The 20,355-nt window shown below is 45.6% G+C and carries 15 protein-coding genes; 5 read left to right on the forward strand and 10 right to left on the reverse strand.

All coding sequences use genetic code 11. The annotated features are described in order from the left end of the window. Positions 1–79: 79 nt before the first annotated feature. Positions 80–1,726, forward strand: coding sequence for a HAMP domain-containing sensor histidine kinase (locus ACXAFM_RS07890; RefSeq protein WP_474828391.1), 1,647 nt, complete (start codon positions 80–82; stop codon positions 1,724–1,726). A gap of 154 nt (positions 1,727–1,880) precedes the next feature. Beyond that, the gene (arcA, locus tag ACXAFM_RS07895) at positions 1,881–2,588 is read left to right on the forward strand and encodes a two-component system response regulator ArcA (protein WP_131093847.1); all 708 of its coding nucleotides are present in this window, start codon (positions 1,881–1,883) and stop codon (positions 2,586–2,588) included. Between the two features lie 76 nt (positions 2,589–2,664). Here the strand turns inward: arcA and ACXAFM_RS07900 are convergent, their stop codons facing one another. Continuing rightward, positions 2,665–5,775: a beta-galactosidase gene (locus tag ACXAFM_RS07900; protein ID WP_474834061.1), complete on the reverse strand. Its 3,111-nt coding sequence runs from the start codon at positions 5,773–5,775 to the stop codon at positions 2,665–2,667. Between the two features lie 104 nt (positions 5,776–5,879). On the opposite strand from ACXAFM_RS07900, the gene ACXAFM_RS07905 reads away from it, so the two are divergent. Further along, positions 5,880–6,734 (forward strand): AraC family transcriptional regulator, encoded by an 855-nt coding sequence (locus ACXAFM_RS07905; protein ID WP_474834063.1) that lies wholly within the window; start codon positions 5,880–5,882, stop codon positions 6,732–6,734. On the opposite strand, the gene pmbA is transcribed toward ACXAFM_RS07905, so the two are convergent. Continuing rightward, on the reverse strand, positions 6,731–8,062 hold the full coding sequence (gene pmbA / locus ACXAFM_RS07910) for a metalloprotease PmbA (RefSeq protein ID WP_474834065.1): 1,332 nt from the start codon (positions 8,060–8,062) through the stop codon (positions 6,731–6,733). The two genes, ACXAFM_RS07905 and pmbA, sit on opposite strands and share 4 nt — an antisense overlap. A gap of 72 nt (positions 8,063–8,134) precedes the next feature. Between pmbA and yjgA the strand changes: the two genes are divergently transcribed. Both yjgA and ACXAFM_RS07920 read left to right on the forward strand, forming a co-directional pair. After that, positions 8,135–8,692, forward strand: coding sequence for a ribosome biogenesis factor YjgA (gene yjgA, locus ACXAFM_RS07915; RefSeq protein ID WP_269917653.1), 558 nt, complete (start codon positions 8,135–8,137; stop codon positions 8,690–8,692). A 60-nt stretch (positions 8,693–8,752) separates the two neighbouring features. Then, positions 8,753–9,181 carry a hypothetical protein gene (locus ACXAFM_RS07920; RefSeq protein WP_474834067.1) on the forward strand — a complete coding sequence of 143 codons (429 nt, stop codon included), beginning with the start codon at positions 8,753–8,755 and terminating at the stop codon, positions 9,179–9,181. 87 nt (positions 9,182–9,268) lie between these two features. Here ACXAFM_RS07920 and tldD read toward each other — a convergent pair whose 3' ends face one another. From tldD to ACXAFM_RS07960, 8 genes are read right to left on the reverse strand one after another with little or no spacing between them, the layout of a single operon-like run. Next, positions 9,269–10,711, reverse strand: a complete 1,443-nt coding sequence (tldD, locus tag ACXAFM_RS07925) for a metalloprotease TldD (RefSeq protein ID WP_474834069.1) — start codon at positions 10,709–10,711, stop codon at positions 9,269–9,271. Next, the gene (locus tag ACXAFM_RS07930) at positions 10,704–11,522 is read right to left on the reverse strand and encodes a carbon-nitrogen hydrolase family protein (protein WP_474834071.1); all 819 of its coding nucleotides are present in this window, start codon (positions 11,520–11,522) and stop codon (positions 10,704–10,706) included. Before ACXAFM_RS07930 ends, tldD begins: the two co-directional genes overlap by 8 nt. Further along, positions 11,515–15,516 carry a YhdP family protein gene (locus ACXAFM_RS07935; protein WP_474834073.1) on the reverse strand — a complete coding sequence of 1,334 codons (4,002 nt, stop codon included), beginning with the start codon at positions 15,514–15,516 and terminating at the stop codon, positions 11,515–11,517. Before ACXAFM_RS07935 ends, ACXAFM_RS07930 begins: the two co-directional genes overlap by 8 nt. A gap of 26 nt (positions 15,517–15,542) precedes the next feature. After that, a complete protein-coding gene (gene rng, locus ACXAFM_RS07940; protein ID WP_474828409.1) occupies positions 15,543–17,009 on the reverse strand; it encodes a ribonuclease G in 1,467 nt (488 codons plus the stop codon). After that, positions 17,006–17,596: a Maf family protein gene (locus ACXAFM_RS07945; protein ID WP_474834075.1), complete on the reverse strand. Its 591-nt coding sequence runs from the start codon at positions 17,594–17,596 to the stop codon at positions 17,006–17,008. The genes rng and ACXAFM_RS07945 overlap by 4 nt, the downstream gene beginning before the upstream one ends. Before the next feature lie 36 nt (positions 17,597–17,632). Next, entirely contained in the window at positions 17,633–18,109 is a 477-nt protein-coding gene (mreD, locus tag ACXAFM_RS07950) for a rod shape-determining protein MreD (protein WP_474828413.1), read from the reverse strand. Further along, positions 18,102–19,004, reverse strand: a complete 903-nt coding sequence (mreC, locus tag ACXAFM_RS07955) for a rod shape-determining protein MreC (RefSeq protein ID WP_474834077.1) — start codon at positions 19,002–19,004, stop codon at positions 18,102–18,104. The genes mreD and mreC overlap by 8 nt, the downstream gene beginning before the upstream one ends. Before the next feature lie 37 nt (positions 19,005–19,041). Next, entirely contained in the window at positions 19,042–20,085 is a 1,044-nt protein-coding gene (locus ACXAFM_RS07960) for a rod shape-determining protein (RefSeq protein WP_118490596.1), read from the reverse strand. Between the last annotated feature and the right edge of the window lie 270 nt (positions 20,086–20,355).

The raw sequence follows: 20,355 nt of genomic DNA on the forward strand, positions 1-20,355 counted from the left end.
ATAAACACCTTTCTTTTTGGCCATTTTTGCGCCACTATTAAAAAACGGACGAAGTGAATGGACATTGCGCTGGGCAAGTATGACGGACAGAGCAGTTAAGCTTTCAATAAGAAGCCTTTTTCTATGGGTTGTGATGTCTATTGCTACCTTTTCTCTTGCAGTGCTATCAGGTCTTGCCGTTTATACGCAAATAAAAACTTATCGACATGAGCTTGAATCTAACGCGATTATGCTCGCCAAATTGGTGGCAAGAAGCTCATCTTCTTATCTTTATGATGAAACCCCTGAACGTATTGAAGCCGCATTAAATAACCTCGCGGCAGCAGAGCAAGTACTAAATGCTCACGTTTACAAAGCGCAAAACAATACACTGCAGCCAGAAATTTTTGCTTCGTACAATAAAGAGGGTCAGCTTTTACTAGGTGGTAAGGAAAATCAGCTAGCTTCAATGGTTATGAATCCACTACTGGCAGATAACGGGCATTACCTTGAACTGAGTGCAAAAGTATTTGACCCCGAAACTAATATCCAGCTGGGATGGGTGTATCTAAGGGTTTCATCGGAAAACTTCAACCAACTGGTTGGGAAATCAATTTGGCTAAATTTAGCGATAGCCTTGGCGCTGTTGGCAATAAGCTTTTACTCGGCACTTAAAATGCAGCGCGTCGTAACTGGCCCAGTTGAAAGCATAGCCAACTTTTTACAACGTACGTCGCGTCAGCGTGATTATTCAGCTCGCGCTCGTGGTTCTAACATTAAAGAACTCGACATATTAGCTGATGCGGTCAACGTGATGCTGCTGCGCATGCAAGAATACATGCAAAAACAAAGGCAAGCAGAGGAGCAACACAGAAAACTTAATGCCAGCCTTGAAGATATGGTCAGCCATCGAACAACCGCGCTTAAAGACGCGAACCAAGAGCTTATTCAAACGCTAGAAAAGCTACATCAATTCCAGCGTCAAATTGTACAAAATGAGAAAATGGCTTCCCTCGGTGACATGGTTGCCGGTGTCGCACATGAAGTTAATACGCCAATAGGCCTAGGTGTTACTGCATCGACCATGATGCTAGACAGACTAGCAGTTATTCAGAAAGACTTTGAAAATAAAACACTGAAAGCCAGTGTCATGAAGCGCTTCTTGGATGAAAGTAACGAAAACCTCAATATTATTTACCGCAATTTAAACAGAGCTGCTGAGCTTATTAGTAGTTTTAAGCAGGTTGCCGTAGATCAAACCTCAGAATCTAGTAGAAGTTTTTGCGTTGTACAGCTAGTTAATGAGATACTGTTATCATTGCAGCCTCGACTCAAAAAATTAAAACACAAAATCAACGTAAATTGCGACCCTACCCTTAGCGTTGAAACGAAGGCTGGCCCTATAAATCAAATTTTGATTAATTTAATCATGAATTCAGTTATTCATGGGTTCGAATCCGTGGATGAAGGAACCATTGATATTCGTGCTGAGTTGATTAGCAGCGACAAGCTCAAGCTTGTTTATACCGATAACGGAAAGGGCATTTCTCCTGAAATCCGCAAGCGGATTTTTGACCCCTTTGTCACCACGAAGCGTGGACAAGGGGGGTCAGGGTTGGGAATGCACTTGGTGTACAACTTAGTTACGCAAGCCCTCAATGGTTCGATATCGATTACTAGCGAGGAAGGTAACGGAGTGGAATTTGTAATTATCTTCCCCGTTGTTAATGCGAAAACATCAGAATAGTTGTATAAAGGCTGAACTTTTCTTGATTTTTATTGGCTAATCCCAATACCTTAGCAGTAAGAATATTCACAAGTTGCTTGCAATCAAGTACATGGATATTAAAATTTAACCAGTTAGTTGCTTAAATCGTATTTTAGAAAGAGTGTAAAACACCATGCAGACGCCAAATGTGTTAATTGTTGAAGATGAGGTGGTAACCCGTACCACGCTTAAGAGTCTATTTGAAGCGGAAGGGTATAATGTATTTGAAGCCGAAAATGGTGATCAAATGCATGATTTCTTCGAGAATCACGCTATCAATTTGGTTATCATGGACATAAACCTACCAGGCAAAAACGGCCTGATTTTGGCACGTGAAGTACGTGATCGTAAAAACGTAGGCCTTATCTTCCTAACGGGTCGCGATAACGATGTTGATCGCATCCTAGGTCTTGAAATTGGCGCAGACGATTATCTGACTAAGCCGTTCAACCCTCGTGAACTAACGATTCGCGCGCGCAACCTACTGTCTCGTACAACAAACTCTTCAGAAGATGACGATTTACCAAGCCGTGTAAGCTTCAACGGCTGGACTCTTGACGGCGACAGCCGCTCTTTGATTTCTCCTAGCGGTAAAGAATTCCGTCTACCTCGTAGTGAATTCCGTGCGCTTCACCTTTTCCTAAGCAACCCAGGTAAAATCCTTACCCGTGAACAGCTAATTATGGAAATGACAGGTCGCGAGCTTCGTCCAAATGACCGTACGGTTGACGTAACTATTCGTCGTATTCGTAAGCACTTCGAGTCAGATCCAACAGATGAAGAGTTGATTGTAACTATCCACGGTGAAGGTTACCGTTTCTGCGGTCAGGTTGACGGCTAAACCTCTACCTGAACAAATATTAAGTTAATAGAAAAGCCGCTACCATGTAGCGGCTTTTTTGTGCGTGAATATCTGGCTAGCCAACAGTAGTCTTAAAGCATACTGCGTAACGGTAATACTTCTCTTCCAGTAAGAAGGCTTTGTGCGTGCTCGGGCTCCACGAGTCATCTCCACCAACGCCCATATGCGCATGGTCAATGTAAACAAACACACAGTCTTGAGGTACTAAATCATAGGTATGCTTTGCTCTGTCCAGCTGTGCTTGCCCATATTCACTTACGCTGAAATGGAACCGTCCGCTGGCATTTAATTCGCCGATAGCTAGTTCTTTGCAGTTACTGCGCAAGCCATTATCCGTAGGGAATATATAGCGCGTTTGCATTCCTTCTACAGGCAAAGTGTAGTGGCCATAGCGTGCCGCTGCTTTTCTGTCTGGGTAATTCTCAAACGGTCCTAGCCCTTTCCAATTAACTTGCATGTGCTCTTGGGTCACAGGCACTGCCATTTGCATACCAATACGCGGCATCGGCGGTAAGCCATCATCCAATAACACCTCTACTTCTACTGAAAGCTCAGCTTGTGCATTTACGGTATAAATCCACTTGGTTGAAGCTATCAGCTTTTGATCATAGTAATATTCAAATAACGACGTTATTCGCACGTCTTGAGCGCCCTGCTCGACGTTTACGCCAGAGCAAGTGCGTAACCACTCACCTATGCCTGCACGACGCCAGCGGGACTCCCACGCATTAGGGTCTGGATTATCGACTTCACTTACCCCAATATCATTATCTAGCGGTGCTCTAAAGAAATTGTCCTCTAGCGGTGCGCTAAGTGCCTCCTCTGTACCTTGAAGCCACGAGGTTAATAGCCCGCTTTCACTATTAAAGCTAAATACGTTATTTTGGACATTTACCAGCAGCATCCCATCTTGGGCCTCAACAACGAGCTCACTTTTGTCGTCTTGTTCATTAAAAGAAAACGGGGCCATACCGCACATGTTTGTCAGTGCTAACTGTGCAGTGTCCATAACATGCCCTGCATTAGCCCATGGGCAATTATTCGCAGTTACAACATCAATATTTAAATGATACTCAGCGCCTGATTTAAACGTGATTTCAGGAGATAGCGTTAGGGTCTGTGCTTGCTGCGGACCTATATTGATTTCGCACTCGCCCTTTGCATTTGCAATTGGTTTTCCATCTTCTAGTACTTGCCAACACAACAACTCATTATCTGTATGTCTAAATAGGTAATCGCTGTTTACTGTTAGTTCAAACGCACTGTCTTTCTCGGTCAGTGAAAAGCTTAAGTGCTGCTGACAATATTTAGCTTCAAACAAATGGGGGTGTGGTGTTCTGTCTGGGAACAGCAATCCGTTAATACAGAACTGACGGTCGTTATCGGTATCACCAAAGTCTCCACCATAAGCCCAGTAAGCTTCACCACTATCGGTGTACTTAGTTAACCCTTGGTCAACCCAGTCCCAGATAAAGCCGCCCTGAAGACGTGGATAGTCTTTAAATGCCTTCCAATATTCATCAAAGCTTCCCAAACTGTTACCCATAGCGTGGGCGTACTCACATAAAATAACGGGCCGGTTTTCACCGGGCATCGACAGCCACTTTTTGATAGCCCATTTAGGTACAGCGTCGTCTTTTACATCCGTATCTACCCGCGCATACATAGGCGCGATAATGTCGGTAGCCGTAGTGTCGGCACCACCACCTTCATATTGCACAGGTCGTGATGGGTCAAATGACTTCGCCCAGCCATACATGGCATCATGGGTAGGCCCATGACCACATTCGTTACCTAACGACCAAATGATGATACAAGGGTGGTTTTTGTCCCGTTCAACCATTTGGGTGAAGCGGGCCATGTAAGCGCCTGCCCAAAGCGGGTCGCGAGACAACCTACCCATGGGAAACATACCGTGGGTTTCGATATTCGCTTCATCGACCACATAGAGCCCATATTCATCGCAAAGCTCATACCATCGAGGGTGATTTGGGTAGTGTGCAGTACGCACGGCATTAAAGTTGTTTTGTTTTAATAGCTTAATGTCTTCAAGCATGTCATCTTCATTGATGGCATGACCTTTAAGCTGATGGTGCTCATGTCGGTTTACCCCGCGAATAAGCACAGCTTTGCCATTAACCAATAGCTGGCCGTTTCTCATTTCAATATTTCGAAAGCCAACATTGTAAGCTTCACGGTCTACCGTTTCACCGCTCTCATCAATAAGGGAAACTACGATGCGATACAAATTAGGGGTTTCAGCAGTCCAGTGCTTGGGCTCTTTCACATCTAATGTTTGGAAAACCACATCATCCCAACCGCCCTTTTCATCAATACGCTTATTGTTGGTACCGGTAATAACTTGCTCGGTAACAGCGCTATCGCCATCAAAAAGCTGGATACCTACTTTAAAGGTAGATGGCGCATTGATGGCAGTACGAACTGAAACCGTAGCGTCGCGGTAACACGCATCAAGCTTTGGTGTAACGAACACGTCTTGAATATGCTGCTGAGGTTTAGTGACTAAATTAACGTCGCGGAAGATGCCGCTTAGCCACCACATATCTTGGTCTTCTAAATAGCTACCGTCAGACCATCTGATCACCATTACTGCCAAGCGGTTCTCACCTTCCACTAAGAGACGGGACAAGTCGAATTCAGCGGGCAAGCGACTGTCTTGAGAATAACCTACATACTCTCCGTTGCACCAAAGGTGAAAGGCGCTATTTACCCCTTCAAAGACGATATGATTGCGCTGGTCTAACTGGTCACTGGTAACGTTAAACGTTGTGCGGTAGCAACCCGTTGGGTTATCGCTGGGTACCACAGGAGGATTCACCGCGAAAGGATATTTCACGTTACAATAAATCGGTTTGTCGTGCCCACTCAGCTGCCAGTTAGACGGCACCGTGATAGCTTGCCAATTAGCAGATTCATCATCAGTAAGTGTTTTAGAAATCAGGCTTTCAGGTACGCTTTCTGGGGCATTAAATAAACGGAAATCCCATTGACCATTTAAACTGCGCTTTTGCGCATTGGTGCTGTGCAGTGCATCTTCTAGCGTTTTATATCCGCGATGTGGACTGTGGGCACTGATGCGGTTTCTTTGAAACACAACCGGGTTTTGCCAGTCTTTTTGAGCGACTACTTGGGCAACATTAAGCATGTCATATCCTTTACTTTTTCGTTAAGCGAAATATAGCTAACTTTCCACAGATCCTTTATGCTCTAACCTTACATCTATTTATCCAAAACTATCATTTTACATTTATGCAACCTAGCTTCAGAGACATTGTAGATATTGGCCCCAATTGCTTCGAACGCTTTATAGATAGCAGTAACGCGCCAGAAATCAGTGATCTAGGCATTGAACTGGCAGGATGCTCAAACTTATCAGGGAACTATACAGTGGGGCGTGTTTCTCCGCCTAACCATACCTTGTTCTATAGCATCAAGGGGCAAGGAAATTTTCGCGTTCCCTCAAGCGAACTTCAGTTACGAGAAGGGCAGCTTATTATTTTACCTGCTGGACAAAACTTTGAAGTTTCCATTATCAGCGAGCAGTGGGACATAATTTGGGTAAATTTAGCTAATGTCGAGCGCTGGAAGTCATTTAGAAAAAGCGATGCGCTGGTTGTAGATAACGCCATGCTAGAAGGACTACATCACGCCATGGAACTTGTGTATTTGGAACGCGAACTTGAGAACCGTCTCGCTGCCATGCAGCTTGTTTCTCGTTACTTATGCCGCATAGCAGATGCTCCATTAGGTAAAAAGCATGCCAGTGAAGATAAGGAGCGACGCCAAATAAGTCGAGTGCATGCGCTGTTTTCAGTAGTGGATAAACAGCTACAGTTTGACTGGGATATGAAAAGCTTAAGTGAGAAGGCCCATTACTCTGCCCCTCATCTTCATAGACTGTGTTTGCAGGTGTTCGGGAGAAGCCCCAAACAGCACGTTATTCATTTGCGTATGGCACGGGCCAAAAGCTTATTGTTAAGCACTCAGTGGCCCGTTTCCTACATTGCAAGCTATGTGGGCTACACAAATGTATTTACGTTCTCAAAACGCTTTAAGAAATCGACAGGTCTCTCTCCTTCAGCGTTTCGAGAAAACGCGAGCTAGCTGCCCGCAATCTTCATTTGGTCGATAAGCACAGAGCCAGTCTGAACACTACCGCGCACATCTTTTTCAGCGCCAATTGCCACAATACCTTTGAACATATCTCTTAGGTTACCGGCAATAGTTACCTCGTGAACTGGGTATTGGATAATGCCATTCTCGACCCAGTATCCCGCTGCGCCGCGCGAGTAATCACCCGTCACACCATTAACGCCTTGCCCCATAAGTTCGGTCACAAACAAACCTGTGCCCATTTCTTTAAGCAGGTCAGCGTCGCTATGTCCTGTATCGCCTACTAGCCAATTGTGAATACCACCAGCATGACCATTAGAGCGGGTGTTTAGCTTACGCGAGGAGTACGTAGTATAAAGATATGTGGCCAACTTGCCTGCGTCTACAATAGTCATATCTGAACAGGCTACACCTTCGTTGTCGAAGCTAGAACTTGCCAAGCCGCCTTTAATAAACGGGCGCTCTTCAATATTAAGCCACTCAGGGAAAACTTGTTTGCCAAGGCTATCAAGTAAGAAACTAGAGCGACGATAAAGACTGCCACCGCTGATAGCACCGACATAGTGGCCAAATAAGCTAGATGCAATATCACGGTGTAGAAGTACAGGCACGTTAGCCGTGTTGATTTTACGAGCACCTAAACGGTCTACAGTAGCTTTAGCGGCATCAACACCCACTGCACTTGCTGATTGCAGCAAAGAGGCTTTACGACTTACTGTGTAAGCGTAATCGCGCTGCATGTCGTCATCTTGTGCCCCAATCACCATACAGCTTAGTGAATAACGGCTGCTTGGATAACCGGCGTTAATTCCGTGCGTGTTGCCGTAAACGCGCATACCTAGATTTGCGTTATACGACGCGCCATCTGAATTTGTAATGCGCGAGTCGTAATTCATTGCCGCCGTTTCGGCTTCAATAGCAGTTTTAATAGCCTTTTCAGTATCTAACTCTTCAGGATGATACAGGTCTAAATCAGGGAATTCAGTGGCGATAAGGTCAGCATCGGCCAAACCTGTACAAGGATCTTCACTCGTATAGCGTGCAATATCGACGGCTTTTTCTACCGCTAAAGTTAGTGCTGCTTTACTTAGATCAGCAGTAGAAGCACTGCCTTTTCGCTTGCCTACGTATACACTGATACCTAAGCCACCGTCGTTGGTAAATTCAACGTTTTCAACTTCTTGCATACGTGAAGACACGGCGATGCCCTGCACTTTAGACATGCTGGCTTCGGCTTGTGTTGCGCCTTTTGAAACGGCTAATTTTAGTACATCATCTACGACATTTTGAATGTCGGCTAACTGCTGCTCAATTTGCATAGTAAGTTTCGCTGTCTTAATTCGACTGTGATAGTTACAATTTAGCTAAAGTGTAACACTAATGAGTTTGAAATGAGTGATCAGAAATACAATTCTCCTGAAGATCCTTACTTCGAAGATGCGCAAGCAGATGAGTTCGAAGAGGAAGAGTTTGTCAGTAAAACTGAGCTAAAGCGTCAAGCAAAAGAACTTCACAAGCTAGGTGAAACCTTGGTTAACCTGACCGATGCTCACATAGCGACGATTCCAATGGATGAAGAGCTGGCCGATGCGGTTGCTATTGCCCGTAAAGTTAACAAGAAAAAAGATGGCTATCGACGCCAGCTTCAGTTTATTGGTAAAGCACTGCGTAATCGCGATACTGCCGATATAGAAGAAGCTCTTGCAAAACTTACCCACCAGCACCAAGCTGCCAACGCGGCTTTTCATGCGCTAGAGAAAGCCAGAGAAGCAGTAATTGAACAGGGCGACCCCGCCATTCAGAAGTTGATTGAAGCGCACCCAGAACTTGACCGCCAAAAGTTGCGTCAATTCCACCGCCAAATTAAGAAAGAGCGTGAAAAAAATGCGCCGCCCAAAGCGTTCAGAGAGTTATTTCAATATTTGAAAGACGTTATTCATGAGGATTAACGGTCTGCAATTAAAGTAATCTCAACACCACAGTTTCGTTCACTAGCCAAAGGGGGAAGTGTGAAAATATTTTCCAACCCTAGCGCAACACTGAAAAGCAAGTACGGTCAGTATCAAATTGCTGTACTTGGTAACATTGTTGGCGTGTCGGCTGAAGGTATTGCCGATGACTCAGACATTGAACGCTATGCGCGGGATATGATGGATGTAATAAACAGCTTTGGTGGGAATCACTGGGCATTTTTAGGTTTTTTGCATGGTTCAGCCCTTCTAACGAAAGCCGGCGAAAAAGAACTTCAGCGTTCGGTTGAGTGGCGTGCGCAACACGGAATGGCGCTTGGTGCGCTAGTTATTGGTGACACTACAGTACAGCCTATTGTAAGGGCGCAATTTCAGAGAATTTACGACAATGCAGGCCTTGAGCTAGGTATTTTTACCAACGAGGAAGATGCTATTGAGTGGTTAAATGAAAAAGGATTTGAAAGTTAGCCACGGCCTATACCAGCCCGCATACAAAAAAGGTTGGTGCCTAGGCCCAACCTTTTTTAATTTTCCAATTTACGGGCTTGAGCTGAATTAAGCCGTACCACCCACCGTCAACTCGTCAATTTTAAGTGTAGGTTGGCCTACACCTACTGGTACGCTTTGACCGTCTTTACCGCATACACCCACGCCTTTATCTAGCGCAGTATCGTTACCAATCATTGAGATTTTTTGCATAACCTCTGGGCCGTTACCAATTAAGGTTGCCCCTTTCACTGGTGCAGTAATTTTACCGTTTTCGATAAGATAAGCTTCAGCGCTAGAGAACACGAATTTGCCAGACGTAATATCTACCTGGCCGCCAGCGAAGTTCGGTGCGTAAATACCTTTGTCGATAGAGGCAATAATTTCCTGCGGATCGTGTTGACCTTCCAGCATGTAAGTATTGGTCATACGAGGCATAGGCAAGTGTGCGTAAGACTCACGACGGCCATTTCCGGTAGGCGCAACGCCCATAAGCTTAGCGTTGTGTTTGTCCTGCATATAGCCTTTCAAAATACCGTCTTCAATAAGCACGTTATGTGCTGTTGGCGTGCCTTCGTCATCCACTGACAACGAACCGCGACGATCGCTTAATGTACCGTCATCAACAACGGTTACACCTTTGGCGGCAACGCGCTCGCCAATGCGACCGCTGAAAGTTGATGCACCTTTACGGTTAAAGTCGCCTTCCAGACCGTGACCTACTGCTTCGTGAAGTAATACACCAGGCCAACCGTTTCCTAACACCACAGGCATAGCGCCTGCTGGTGAGGCCACTGCCTGCATGTTAACCCGCGCCATGTGAAGTGCATCATCGGCTAGTTGCTCATAATAGGGTTTGCCATCTTCATCTTGCTTAAAGAATGAGTAAGCGTATCGCCCGCCAGCACCCGCTGAACCGCGCTCGCGCCTATCACCTTGTTCTAGCAATACTGAGCAGTTTAAGCGCACAAGCGGACGAATATCTGTGGCTAACGTACCGTCGCTACCAGCAACTAAAATTTCTTCATACACACCGCTTAAGCTCACCACTACCTGATTGGCAGACGGTTCTTGTTTGCGGATGTAGGCATCTACTGCTTTTAAAAGCGAAATTTTCTCAGCGTCTTGCATCGCAAGAATAGGGTTATTTTCGCTGTATCGCGCTTGCACTGGTTTTTGTCCAAGCGAAGCAACTTGTTGTGAACCGCCGCTTGGCGCAATGCCGCGAGCCGCTTTGCACGCTTTAGTTAACGCTTCTTCGCTTATTTCATCAGAATAAGCAAAGCCCGTTTTTTCACCGCTAATAGCACGTACGCCTACGCCTCGCTCAATGTTATAGCTGCCTTCTTTGATAATACCGTCTTCCAACACCCAACTTTCGTGTTGGCTCGACTGAAAATATAAATCGGCATAGTCGGTATCGTGGCGATGAATGGTCGCTAAAGCACGCTCTAGCTTAGTGATATCTAGCCCTGAGTCAGATAATAAATGACGCTCAACAGATTTAGACAAAGTGACTCCTGAATCGGTTATGTTCGGCAACCGGCATATTCTGTTTAATAGTTTCTCTTGTTGCAATATCTACGTTTGCCGATACCAGCCCCGTTTCAGAGACTTGTTCGGCAAGGGTTTCTCCCCAAGGCGACAGTACAAGACTGTGACCGTAAGTTTCGCGGCCATTTGCATGCACACCACTTTGATTTGCAGCTACCACAAAGCACTGCTTTTCAATGGCTCTGGCTTGCAACAACGCATGCCAATGCGCTTCTCCGGTGCGTTGGGTAAAGGCCGCTGGCAACACCAAAATATCGATATCGCCCATTGCAGTAAATAACCCTGGAAAGCGTACATCATAGCACACCGCAAGACCAATGTTGCCTATTGGCGTTTCAACAGTAACCACCTCGCTGCCCGCTTCGGTTGTCGCCGATTCACGATAACTGCCCGTGTTGTCGTTAACCGATACATCGAACATGTGAATTTTGCGGTAGTCTGCTAGCACATCGCCATTGGGGCCAAACAGCATACAGGCTGCGGAAAACTTCTCTGGGCTATTGGTTTTCACTGGAAACGTACCCGAGACCAGATAGCACTGGTATTGTGCAGCAAGCGCTGACAAACGGCGCTGAATCTCACCTTCGCCCTTTGTTTCTGCCACAGTAAGTTGCCCTTTGTCTTGACCGCCGAAATAAGCAAAACACTCTGGAAGCACAACTAAACTGTCTTTCTCAATCTTTGCCGATGCCATTTCGTTTGCAACGGTGTCGAGATTCTCTTCCACATTTGGCGTAGAAGTCATTTGTAGTGCTACTAAATCAACCATCGATCACCTCCATTTTCAGCCTGCGTACGTCATCTTCCGTTAATGGCCTGTCTTGGGGATTGGCCGGTACGGGCGCATTTTGAGCAGGTAAGCTAATGTCTTTACTATTGCGCTCAACTTCGTCGAACTTAGGTTCTTTTATGGTACCCGTTACGCGATAGTTCACATTTGAAATGACTTTCGCAGAGGTCAACACTTGGTCAATGGCAAGGGCAGCTAATGCGGTAGGCGGCGTTGCTAAGAAATACACGAGAAACGGGAGGTTCCCTGTTACATTGGGCGCGAACGACACGTTGTAATTTAATCCGCCCGTATTCAAGTCGGTGAAGCCGGTAATTTCTATTTCTCCCGCGCCGCCGTCAATTTCAGTATCGTCAGTATATGCTTTGCCGTTAACAATGCTTAAGGTACCGCCCATGTCGTCGTAGAAAAAGCCTTTGGCAAAGACGTCTCGAAAATCAAGGCTGAGCTTTCTTACTAACGAGTTTAAGCTGAACAGGGTAAATATTCGCGACCCCTGGTCACTCAACTCCGTAAGATAACCATCAGACAGCGTCCACTCTACGTTGCCGTTAAGCTGTTCAAACCCAAAGTCCATTGGCGCATTGGGCCAGTTAATGTCGAACTGCACGTTTGCACTGGAATCTTTAATGCCAGATTCAACGCCATACTCTTTTAGCATTTGCCCAACATCTGGAGACGTTAAGGTGCCGTTTAACGCGCTTTTCACCTCGCCACTTACATGCTTCCAGTAGCCCGTTGCGGTAATGTTGGTTTCATCAGATTTTACCAAAAGCTGTCGTATTGCTAGGCCATTATCTTCTTTTGCCACGTCTAACGTTACTTCACCTAAATCAATGCCATGTACGCCGCATGACTGGCAATAAAAATAAATGGGCGGCAGTGTGTTGGGGTCGATATTATAAGGTGACTCATCTTCTTCGCTTGAAGCGGCGCTAGTTGCAGATAATGCGGCATTACTATGACTATCTGCTGTTGCAGATGCCTCAGGTTCAATAGGTTTATCTAACGACAAATAGTCGGCGTTTACTTCGATGCCTTGTTCATTTAAATCACTGTTAATGCGAATAGTTGCCCTAGCCTGAGGTGAAGCTAGGTCCAAAATCCAATCCTTGTTGCGCTCAACTGCATTTAGTTCGGCCTTATTAATGCTGTGACCAGCAAAATTAAGCATGTCGGCTTTAGCAAATATACGAGAGGGCGTGCCGAACAAATTCGTGCGCTTAACTTCAGTCACGTCAGATTGGCTAGCGGGCTGTTCATCGGTTTGCGTATAAGTATTGCCGGTGTTTTCCCCTTTGCCAGAGAGCAACATGTCGATAGTGGTAAACCACTCTTGTACATCGGCGTGAGCTAGATTCGCACTGATACTAAAGCCTGTCCCAATATTGGCTATATCGCTTTCACCTAGGGCCAAATGCGCCCGCGAAAACTGCATTTCTTTGTGGGGTAGCACACCGTCAAAACGGATTTTACTGCCAAGCGTGGCTTTAACGTTCGATGCTTTGCCATCGCCAGTACTGATTATCTGTAGAGGTAAGCTTGTACCGGCTGCAGTATCAAAAGGAGCAGGTAATATACTTTGTGTTGCCGTTAAATCTGCCGAGAGATTTGCGGAATATTCAAATCCGGTTTTAGAAAGAGTTAAGTCTACCTTAGTATTCCACTCACTTTCACCATCTATGTACGTAGTGAGACCCGTGTTTACATAGTTAGCCAGCGGGTGTACGTGCCAACGCCCACCTAATTCTACATGGAGATCGTACGTGTCGCTTTGCCTACCAGACAGCGACAAATTCACCGGCTGTTTCAAAAACAGTGCAGTGAGTTCACTTGCGTCTATATTTCCATTAGTAAACGACACCTCCCCCGACGCATTATCAAAAAGCATTTTAGTTGTCGCAATATAAACAGAGTTGTTGGATAAATGCGCAGCACCCGATGCCGTTACATCTTTGCCCTTAAAAGGAATATCCAACTTGAGGTTAGTGGTTAGCGGCCCACTAATTTGCACTTCATCATTTAACACTTTGCCCAAAGAGTTTTTGAGTGATGAGCCCATCATTAGTGCCGTAAGCGCCTCGCCAGAGCCTGAACCGGTGGCGTAGATGTTCAAGCGAGCATCAGCCTTAAAGCTAGGTATACTGGCCGACATATCAGTTATTTTTACATCAGCAAGTGTTGCGCTTGGGCTCTCCATCACTAGGGCATTGTTCACAAAATACAAAGACAAATCTAAGTTATTGAGCGCAGGCCAGTCAGGTGCAAAAAGAAAATCCCCTCGCTTGATATCGACATAAGCTTGGAAAATACCGGTATTGTCTTCAAAGGGGAAGTCACTCGTACGGCCATGCCACAAAACACGCGCGTTTGTAATTTCACCTTCGCCGGTAAACGCACGAGTCAGATATTTGTCGGTATTAGCCCCCATTAAAGAAGGGGGAAATAAACTGCTCACCTCATTTAGCGCCAGTGGGTTTACATCCACATAAAGTGACATAAAGCCTGTCGACGTATTCAGCTTAAACTGCGGTTGCAAATTAACAGCATCACTATCTAGTAGCATGTCGCTGCCTTTTACTATCCACTGCTTTGCTGCTTGGTCTACTTGCTCTGGATAAATATAAAAACGGGATTTGAACTGGTTTATATGGATGTCTTTTTTGATAACACCATCAGCGCTGAGCACGCTGTTTTCACTTTCTAAGTAAACGGCGCCATTATTTTTATACCAAAAGAGGTCGGCGTTGAGGGAAGAAAGGCCTGGCACCTTATCCGTTTTATCCCACTGTAGATCGAGTACTTTAGCGGCTAAAGAAGGCTGACCGTTATGCAGCTGTATTTGCAACGTAGCTAATTCCCCCTTTGGATTTAGCCCGCGTATTTCCTCTTCACTAGTGTCGTCCATGAAAAGTGGGAGTAGCAGCAAAAAAGGATTAATTTGCACGGGTTTCACAGTGTTTATCAACGCATCACCGTTTGCGCCTACGCTCCCGATAAGATCAGTGGTAAGAGTCTCATTACTTGAGTTAAGCACAAGCTGGTCTACCCTAACATTCCACCCGCTCTGATTGCTTTCAGCATTGGGCAACGCCTGAAGACTACCGCCGCTGATGCCGGTTACCGTTTTCGCACGGCCACTTCCCCACTCTAGGAGGCTTTCACTTAGTTCGGCTTGTATACTCGTGATTTCACTTTGAGAAAAGTTCGTCCATACCTCGAAGTTTGCACGGCTTTGGGCTAATGGGCGCTTAGTTTTTATCAGGTCGCTCACCCAAGGAGAAATATCAAGCTCTTCGGCTTTGGCGTAGAACACGCCCTCAAACTCTTCTCGCGTGCCCGTTATATCGATAATGAAAGACGCGGAGTTAGCGGCTAAGTCTACAACTTTCAGTTGTCCTAAACCTTGGTGCCTCTCTTCATAGTTGTTCCAGGATAAGCTCTCTATATCGAAGGAATTGGTTTCGTTAAGGTGGGTCACGGAAACCACTCCGTCTTCTAGTGAAAAGCTTTGCAGTTGTTCTAGAAAAAGTCGCTCAAGGGCCTTCACCACAGGAAAGTTATTCTTACCGTCACCGGAAAGGCGTTCGGCATCAATATCGAGTTCTAAGCCCCGCAGTTCAAAACGATTGGAAGAAATAAGCTGGTGACGTAGCGATTCCCAAAAATCTAGCTCAACGTAGATTTGTCTGATATCCAGCGCAACAGGAGAAGCATCGTTTTTAGCCAGCGACACAGAATTGAGCACAACGCTAGGACCACTGCGCTGCCAAACAGCATGCACACTTTCAATAGATAGGTTTACGCCATACTGCTCATTAATATAATTTTCCAACAGGTGTTTGTTGTGCTCAATATGCGGAAGAGCATAGCGTGCAGCGCTTAAAACAAGCGCGAAAAGTACAAGCAACACGGCGAGTAGCAGCCAAAACTTCTTAAGTAGATAAGCGGCTACCGACGAAAAATTTGTCACATTTTGCCTTTGTATACGTTAATGCATTACATCATGACGACGTCGTACTTATCCTGATTGTACAGTGTTTCGGTTTGAACCTTGATTTGTTTAGAAACAAATACTTCTAGTTCTGCCAGCATATGAGACTCTTCACCCATTAAGGCTTCTGCCACTTTTGGTGAGGCATAAACCACAAACTTGTCTGCGTCATAGGCGCGATTCACCCTTACAATTTCACGCATAATTTCAAAGCAAATGGTTTCTATAGTTTTTACTGTGCCTCGGCCTTTGCACACCGGGCACTCACCGCACAGAATATGCTCAATGCTTTCACGGGTGCGCTTACGGGTCATTTCAATAAGCCCTAACGCGGTAAAACCGTGAATGTTTATTTTGGCTCTGTCCTTGTTCGTCGCCACCTCTAATGAATGTAAGACACGTCGTTTGTGGTCTGGTTCCATCATATCGATGAAGTCGATAAGGATCATACCGCCTAAGTTACGCAATCTTAGTTGACGCGCAATCGCCTGCGTCGCCTCAATATTGGTGTTAAAAATTGTTTCTTCTAAATTACGGTGACCAACAAAGGCACCCGTATTGATATCGATAGTGGTCATGGCTTCGGTTTGATCGATGATCAGATAACCGCCCGATTTTAAGTCCACGCGACGCTCTAGCGCACGCTGCGCCTCGTTTTCCACATCATACAAATCAAAAATAGGTCTATCACCTGGGTAATATTCGAGCTTGCCGTTCATTTCAGGCACGTACTCTTTGGTAAACTGGTGTAGTTCGTTGAATGATAGTTTTGAGTCGATACGAATTCTATCTAGCTCTGTGCCTACAAAGTCTCGCAGAACCCGTCTTGCAAGCGGTAAATCTTCATAAAGCACATTCGACTTGCGCTTTTTCATGCGAGACTGAATTTTATCCCACAGTCTTCGCAAAAACGCGGCGTCTGACTGCAACTCATTTTTACCCACGCCCTCTGCGGCAGTACGAAGAATAAAGCCGCCATTCTCATCGCAAAATTCTTGTACAAGGGATTTTAAACGATCTCTTTCTGACTCTTCTTCAATACGCTGCGATACACCCACGTGGGTTACCGAGGGCATAAATACCAGATATCGGCTGGGAATAGTGATATCTGTGGTAAGGCGAGCACCTTTAGTACCGATGGGATCTTTTACCACCTGAACCACAATATCTTGACCGTCTCGTACCAGCTCACGAATGTCTTGCTTCTGAATGTGGCTTGCCGAGACTTCTTCAGCAATCTCATTGTGGATGACAATGTCAGAGGCATGTAAAAACGCCGCTTTTTCTAACCCAATATCGACGAAAGCAGCCTGCATACCCGGCAATACACGACTCACTTTTCCGCGATAAATATTGCCAACTAAACCCCGTTTAGTATGACGCTCTACGTGAATTTCTTGCAGTATTCCGTTTTCAATAAGCGCCACCCGTGACTCTGACGGGGTAACGTTAATAAGCAGTTCAGCACTCACGACACAACTCCAAATGCATTAAGTAATTGGCGGGTTTCGTATAACGGCAACCCTATTACGGCACTTGCACTACCGTTGATAGAGACCACAAACTCGCCACCAATACCCTGAATAGCGTAACTCCCTGCTTTGTCAGCAGGTTCTCCTGTTTCCCAGTATGCGTCAATTTGCTCATCCGTCAATGCTGCAAAAGTTACAGATGTGGTAATGACTTGTGTCTGTTGCTGAGCGTCATTGAGTGCGCATATAGCGGTAAGTACCTCATGGGTTTTACCAGAAAGCATCGAAAGAATGCGCTTTGAATCGGCTTTATCTTCGGGCTTACCCACACTTCGCCCGTTAAACGATATCAGGGTGTCGCTGGCCAAAATAACCTTGTCTTCCGTTATTGCTTGCTGAGATGACAGTTGCGCCCTAACTGCTTGGGCTTTTTCAGTCGCAAGCCTTGCAACAAGCTCCATCGGTGACTCATTATCACGGGGCGACTCGTCAATATCGGCAGGTTGTATTGTATGGGCTATGTTCATTTGCTTGAGCAAAGCTGTGCGTCGTGGTGAGGCTGACGCTAACACTACCGATTTTGTCATTGGCTTACCTTTGGTTTAATCGTGAAGGTGTTTACATTAAGAAATTGATAATTGTCTGCGCGTGCGCCTAAGTAGCCAAAATACCCACGGCCAAATCACCATGGACGTTAAGACTGGCCACAAGTAATCAACTTGAAAATAGATATCCGTTAACAGGTGCTGAACCCAAAACGTCAACAAATGATATAGTGAAGCAAGTAGACCGATGATAATCGCCTGCTGCCACACAGAATAATTCCTGAGCCTTTGGTAATTGGCGGCCAGTACATAGACACAAATACTTAAACCGAAGCTGTGAATGCCCAGCGTTGTGCCCACCAGCACATCCATAGCAACACCAGTTAAAAACGCCACACCTACATTTACTCTGTGGGGCAAGGCCATACTCCAGTATGCAAGCACAACTAGCACCCAGTCAGGCCGATACACATCTACTTGAGTGGGCAGAGGAACTATTTGCAGTACCAGAGCCACTAGCAGACTTAACCAAATAACGAGGTTACGTTTACGCATCTGAAGACTCTTCCTCGCTGGTAGCAGGTGTATTTATCTTTTCAACCTTATCTGACTTAGACTTTTGTGATGAATCATCCGTACGCCATAAAAGCAAAAGATGACGAAGCCTATCTAATTTTGCCAGCGGTGTAACAATAACCCGAGCGAAAGGACGACTTTCATCTCTCACTACCTGTTTAACTGTTGCTACGGGGTAACCTTCTGGAAACACATTTCCAAGCCCCGATGAAATAAGCGTATCACCTTCCTGAATGTCTACGCTGTGCGGTACATGCTCGAGATATAATTCTTTAAGCGAGCCGCTGCCGGTGGCGATAAAGCGGATATTATTTCGAAGGGAGCGCACAGGAATGGCGTGTGTAACGTCAGCGATCAGCAATACCCGGCTGTTAGTTGACCCCACTTCCATCACTTGACCCACAATCCCCTTGTCATCAAGGACCGGCTGAGAAGGATACACGCCATCTATAGCCCCTTTATTGATGACCACCTGCTGACTATAGGGGTTTTTATCTACCGCCATCAGCTCGGCAACCATTTTTTTCGAAGATAGACGCACGGGCGATTGCAGTAATTCTCGAAGTTGCGCGTTTTCTTTTGCGATAACTTCGTACTGCTGCAGCTTTTCACTCATCAGCAGCAGTTGGTTATTAAGCTTTTGGTTTTCTGCCAACAACTGTTCTTTAGAAGTAAGCCGCTGGGCACTTTCGCTAAGCATTAACCCCGGAAGGTTAGCAATATACTGTAGCGGGCTCATTAGAGAGTTAAGGTATACTCGCGTTGATTTAAAGCCATCCATTTTATGATCAACAAATATCAGTGTTACTGACAGAACAAGCGCCAGCGTAAGCCTGATATTTAGAGAAGGGCCGCGAGTAAAAATAGTATCCATGATACAAATAAGGCAACCTTATGGTTGCCTTTCCTGTTTATTCGTAGCTAAACAGGTCGCCACCGTGAAGGTCAATCATATCGAAAGCCTTACCACCGCCGCGTGCTACACAGGTCAACGGATCATCAGCGATAACCACTGGGATACCCGTTTCTTCCATTAATAGCCTATCTAGATCTTTAAGAAGTGCACCACCACCGGTAAGTACCATACCGCGCTCAGAAATATCAGAAGCAAGCTCTGGTGGAGACTGTTCTAGCGCTACCATAACGGCAGAAACAATACCTGTTAGCGGTTCTTGAAGCGCTTCAAGAATTTCATTTGAGTTAAGTGTGAACCCGCGAGGTACGCCTTCTGCTAAGTTGCGACCGCGAACTTCAATCTCACGAACCTCCTCACCTGGATACGCCGCGCCAATTTCGTGCTTAATGCGCTCAGCAGTGGCTTCACCGATTAAAGAACCGAAATTACGACGAATATAGTTAATGATAGCTTCATCGAACTTATCACCACCAATACGAACAGAAGATGAATAGACAACGCCATTTAGTGAGATGATGGCTACCTCGGTAGTACCACCACCAATATCAACTACCATAGAACCCTGCGCTTCTGATACAGGCAAGCCTGCACCGATCGCCGCAGCCATTGGCTCGTCAATGAGGTAAACTTCTCGCGCGCCCGCACCCAAAGCAGATTCTTTAATCGCTCGGCGTTCTACTTGTGTTGAACCACAAGGTACACATACCAATACACGAGGGCTAGGACGCAAGAAGTTATTGTCGTGAACTTGTTTAATAAAGTGCTGAAGCATTTTTTCAGTCACGTAAAAGTCGGCGATAACACCATCTTTCATCGGACGAATTGCACGTATATTACCTGGTGTACGACCAAGCATTCGCTTAGCTTCTGCACCTACTGCTGCAACACTTTTTGGTCCTGCCGCGCGCTCTTGACGAATAGCTACTACTGAAGGCTCGTTTAGAACGATACCTTGGTCTTTTACATAAATCAGCGTGTTAGCTGTTCCGAGGTCGATGGACAGATCGTTAGAGAACATGCCTCGAAGCTTTTTAAACATGAAGTGTGTATTCCTGTTCCTGTGTTAACGCGTATTTGCAAAGGTGAGATGGCGACGCTTTAACGTGAAGTCGATATTTATTCGCACACTTTAACAATGGGGGCAATTTTGGGCAAGTAATGGTGTCACTTAGCGCCAAAATAACTACTTTATTGATAAGCAAATTCGGCGTCAGCCCCACAAACGCATAATGCATACGCGCTTATCATTTGATTCCTACATTAGAACCATTAATGACCCCGAGAACGTTAGAAGGTTCAAAAACAATTA

The sequence above is a fragment of the Alteromonas sp. ABD4_190 genome (assembly GCF_056160105.1).

Excerpts from the sequence above, each read along its gene's own strand:
- ACXAFM_RS07890 (WP_474828391.1), top strand. The coding sequence starts at position 80 with ATGACGGACAGAGCAGTTAAGCTTTCAATAAGAAGCCTTTTTCTATGG.
- arcA (WP_131093847.1), top strand. The coding sequence starts at position 1,881 with ATGCAGACGCCAAATGTGTTAATTGTTGAAGATGAGGTGGTAACCCGT.
- ACXAFM_RS07900 (WP_474834061.1), bottom strand. The coding sequence starts at position 5,775 with ATGCTTAATGTTGCCCAAGTAGTCGCTCAAAAAGACTGGCAAAACCCG.
- ACXAFM_RS07905 (WP_474834063.1), top strand. The coding sequence starts at position 5,880 with ATGCAACCTAGCTTCAGAGACATTGTAGATATTGGCCCCAATTGCTTC.
- pmbA (WP_474834065.1), bottom strand. The coding sequence starts at position 8,062 with ATGCAAATTGAGCAGCAGTTAGCCGACATTCAAAATGTCGTAGATGAT.
- yjgA (WP_269917653.1), top strand. The coding sequence starts at position 8,135 with ATGAGTGATCAGAAATACAATTCTCCTGAAGATCCTTACTTCGAAGAT.
- ACXAFM_RS07930 (WP_474834071.1), bottom strand. The coding sequence starts at position 11,522 with ATGGTTGATTTAGTAGCACTACAAATGACTTCTACGCCAAATGTGGAA.
- ACXAFM_RS07945 (WP_474834075.1), bottom strand. The coding sequence starts at position 17,596 with ATGACAAAATCGGTAGTGTTAGCGTCAGCCTCACCACGACGCACAGCT.
- mreD (WP_474828413.1), bottom strand. The coding sequence starts at position 18,109 with ATGCGTAAACGTAACCTCGTTATTTGGTTAAGTCTGCTAGTGGCTCTG.
- mreC (WP_474834077.1), bottom strand. The coding sequence starts at position 19,004 with ATGGATACTATTTTTACTCGCGGCCCTTCTCTAAATATCAGGCTTACG.
- ACXAFM_RS07960 (WP_118490596.1), bottom strand. The coding sequence starts at position 20,085 with ATGTTTAAAAAGCTTCGAGGCATGTTCTCTAACGATCTGTCCATCGAC.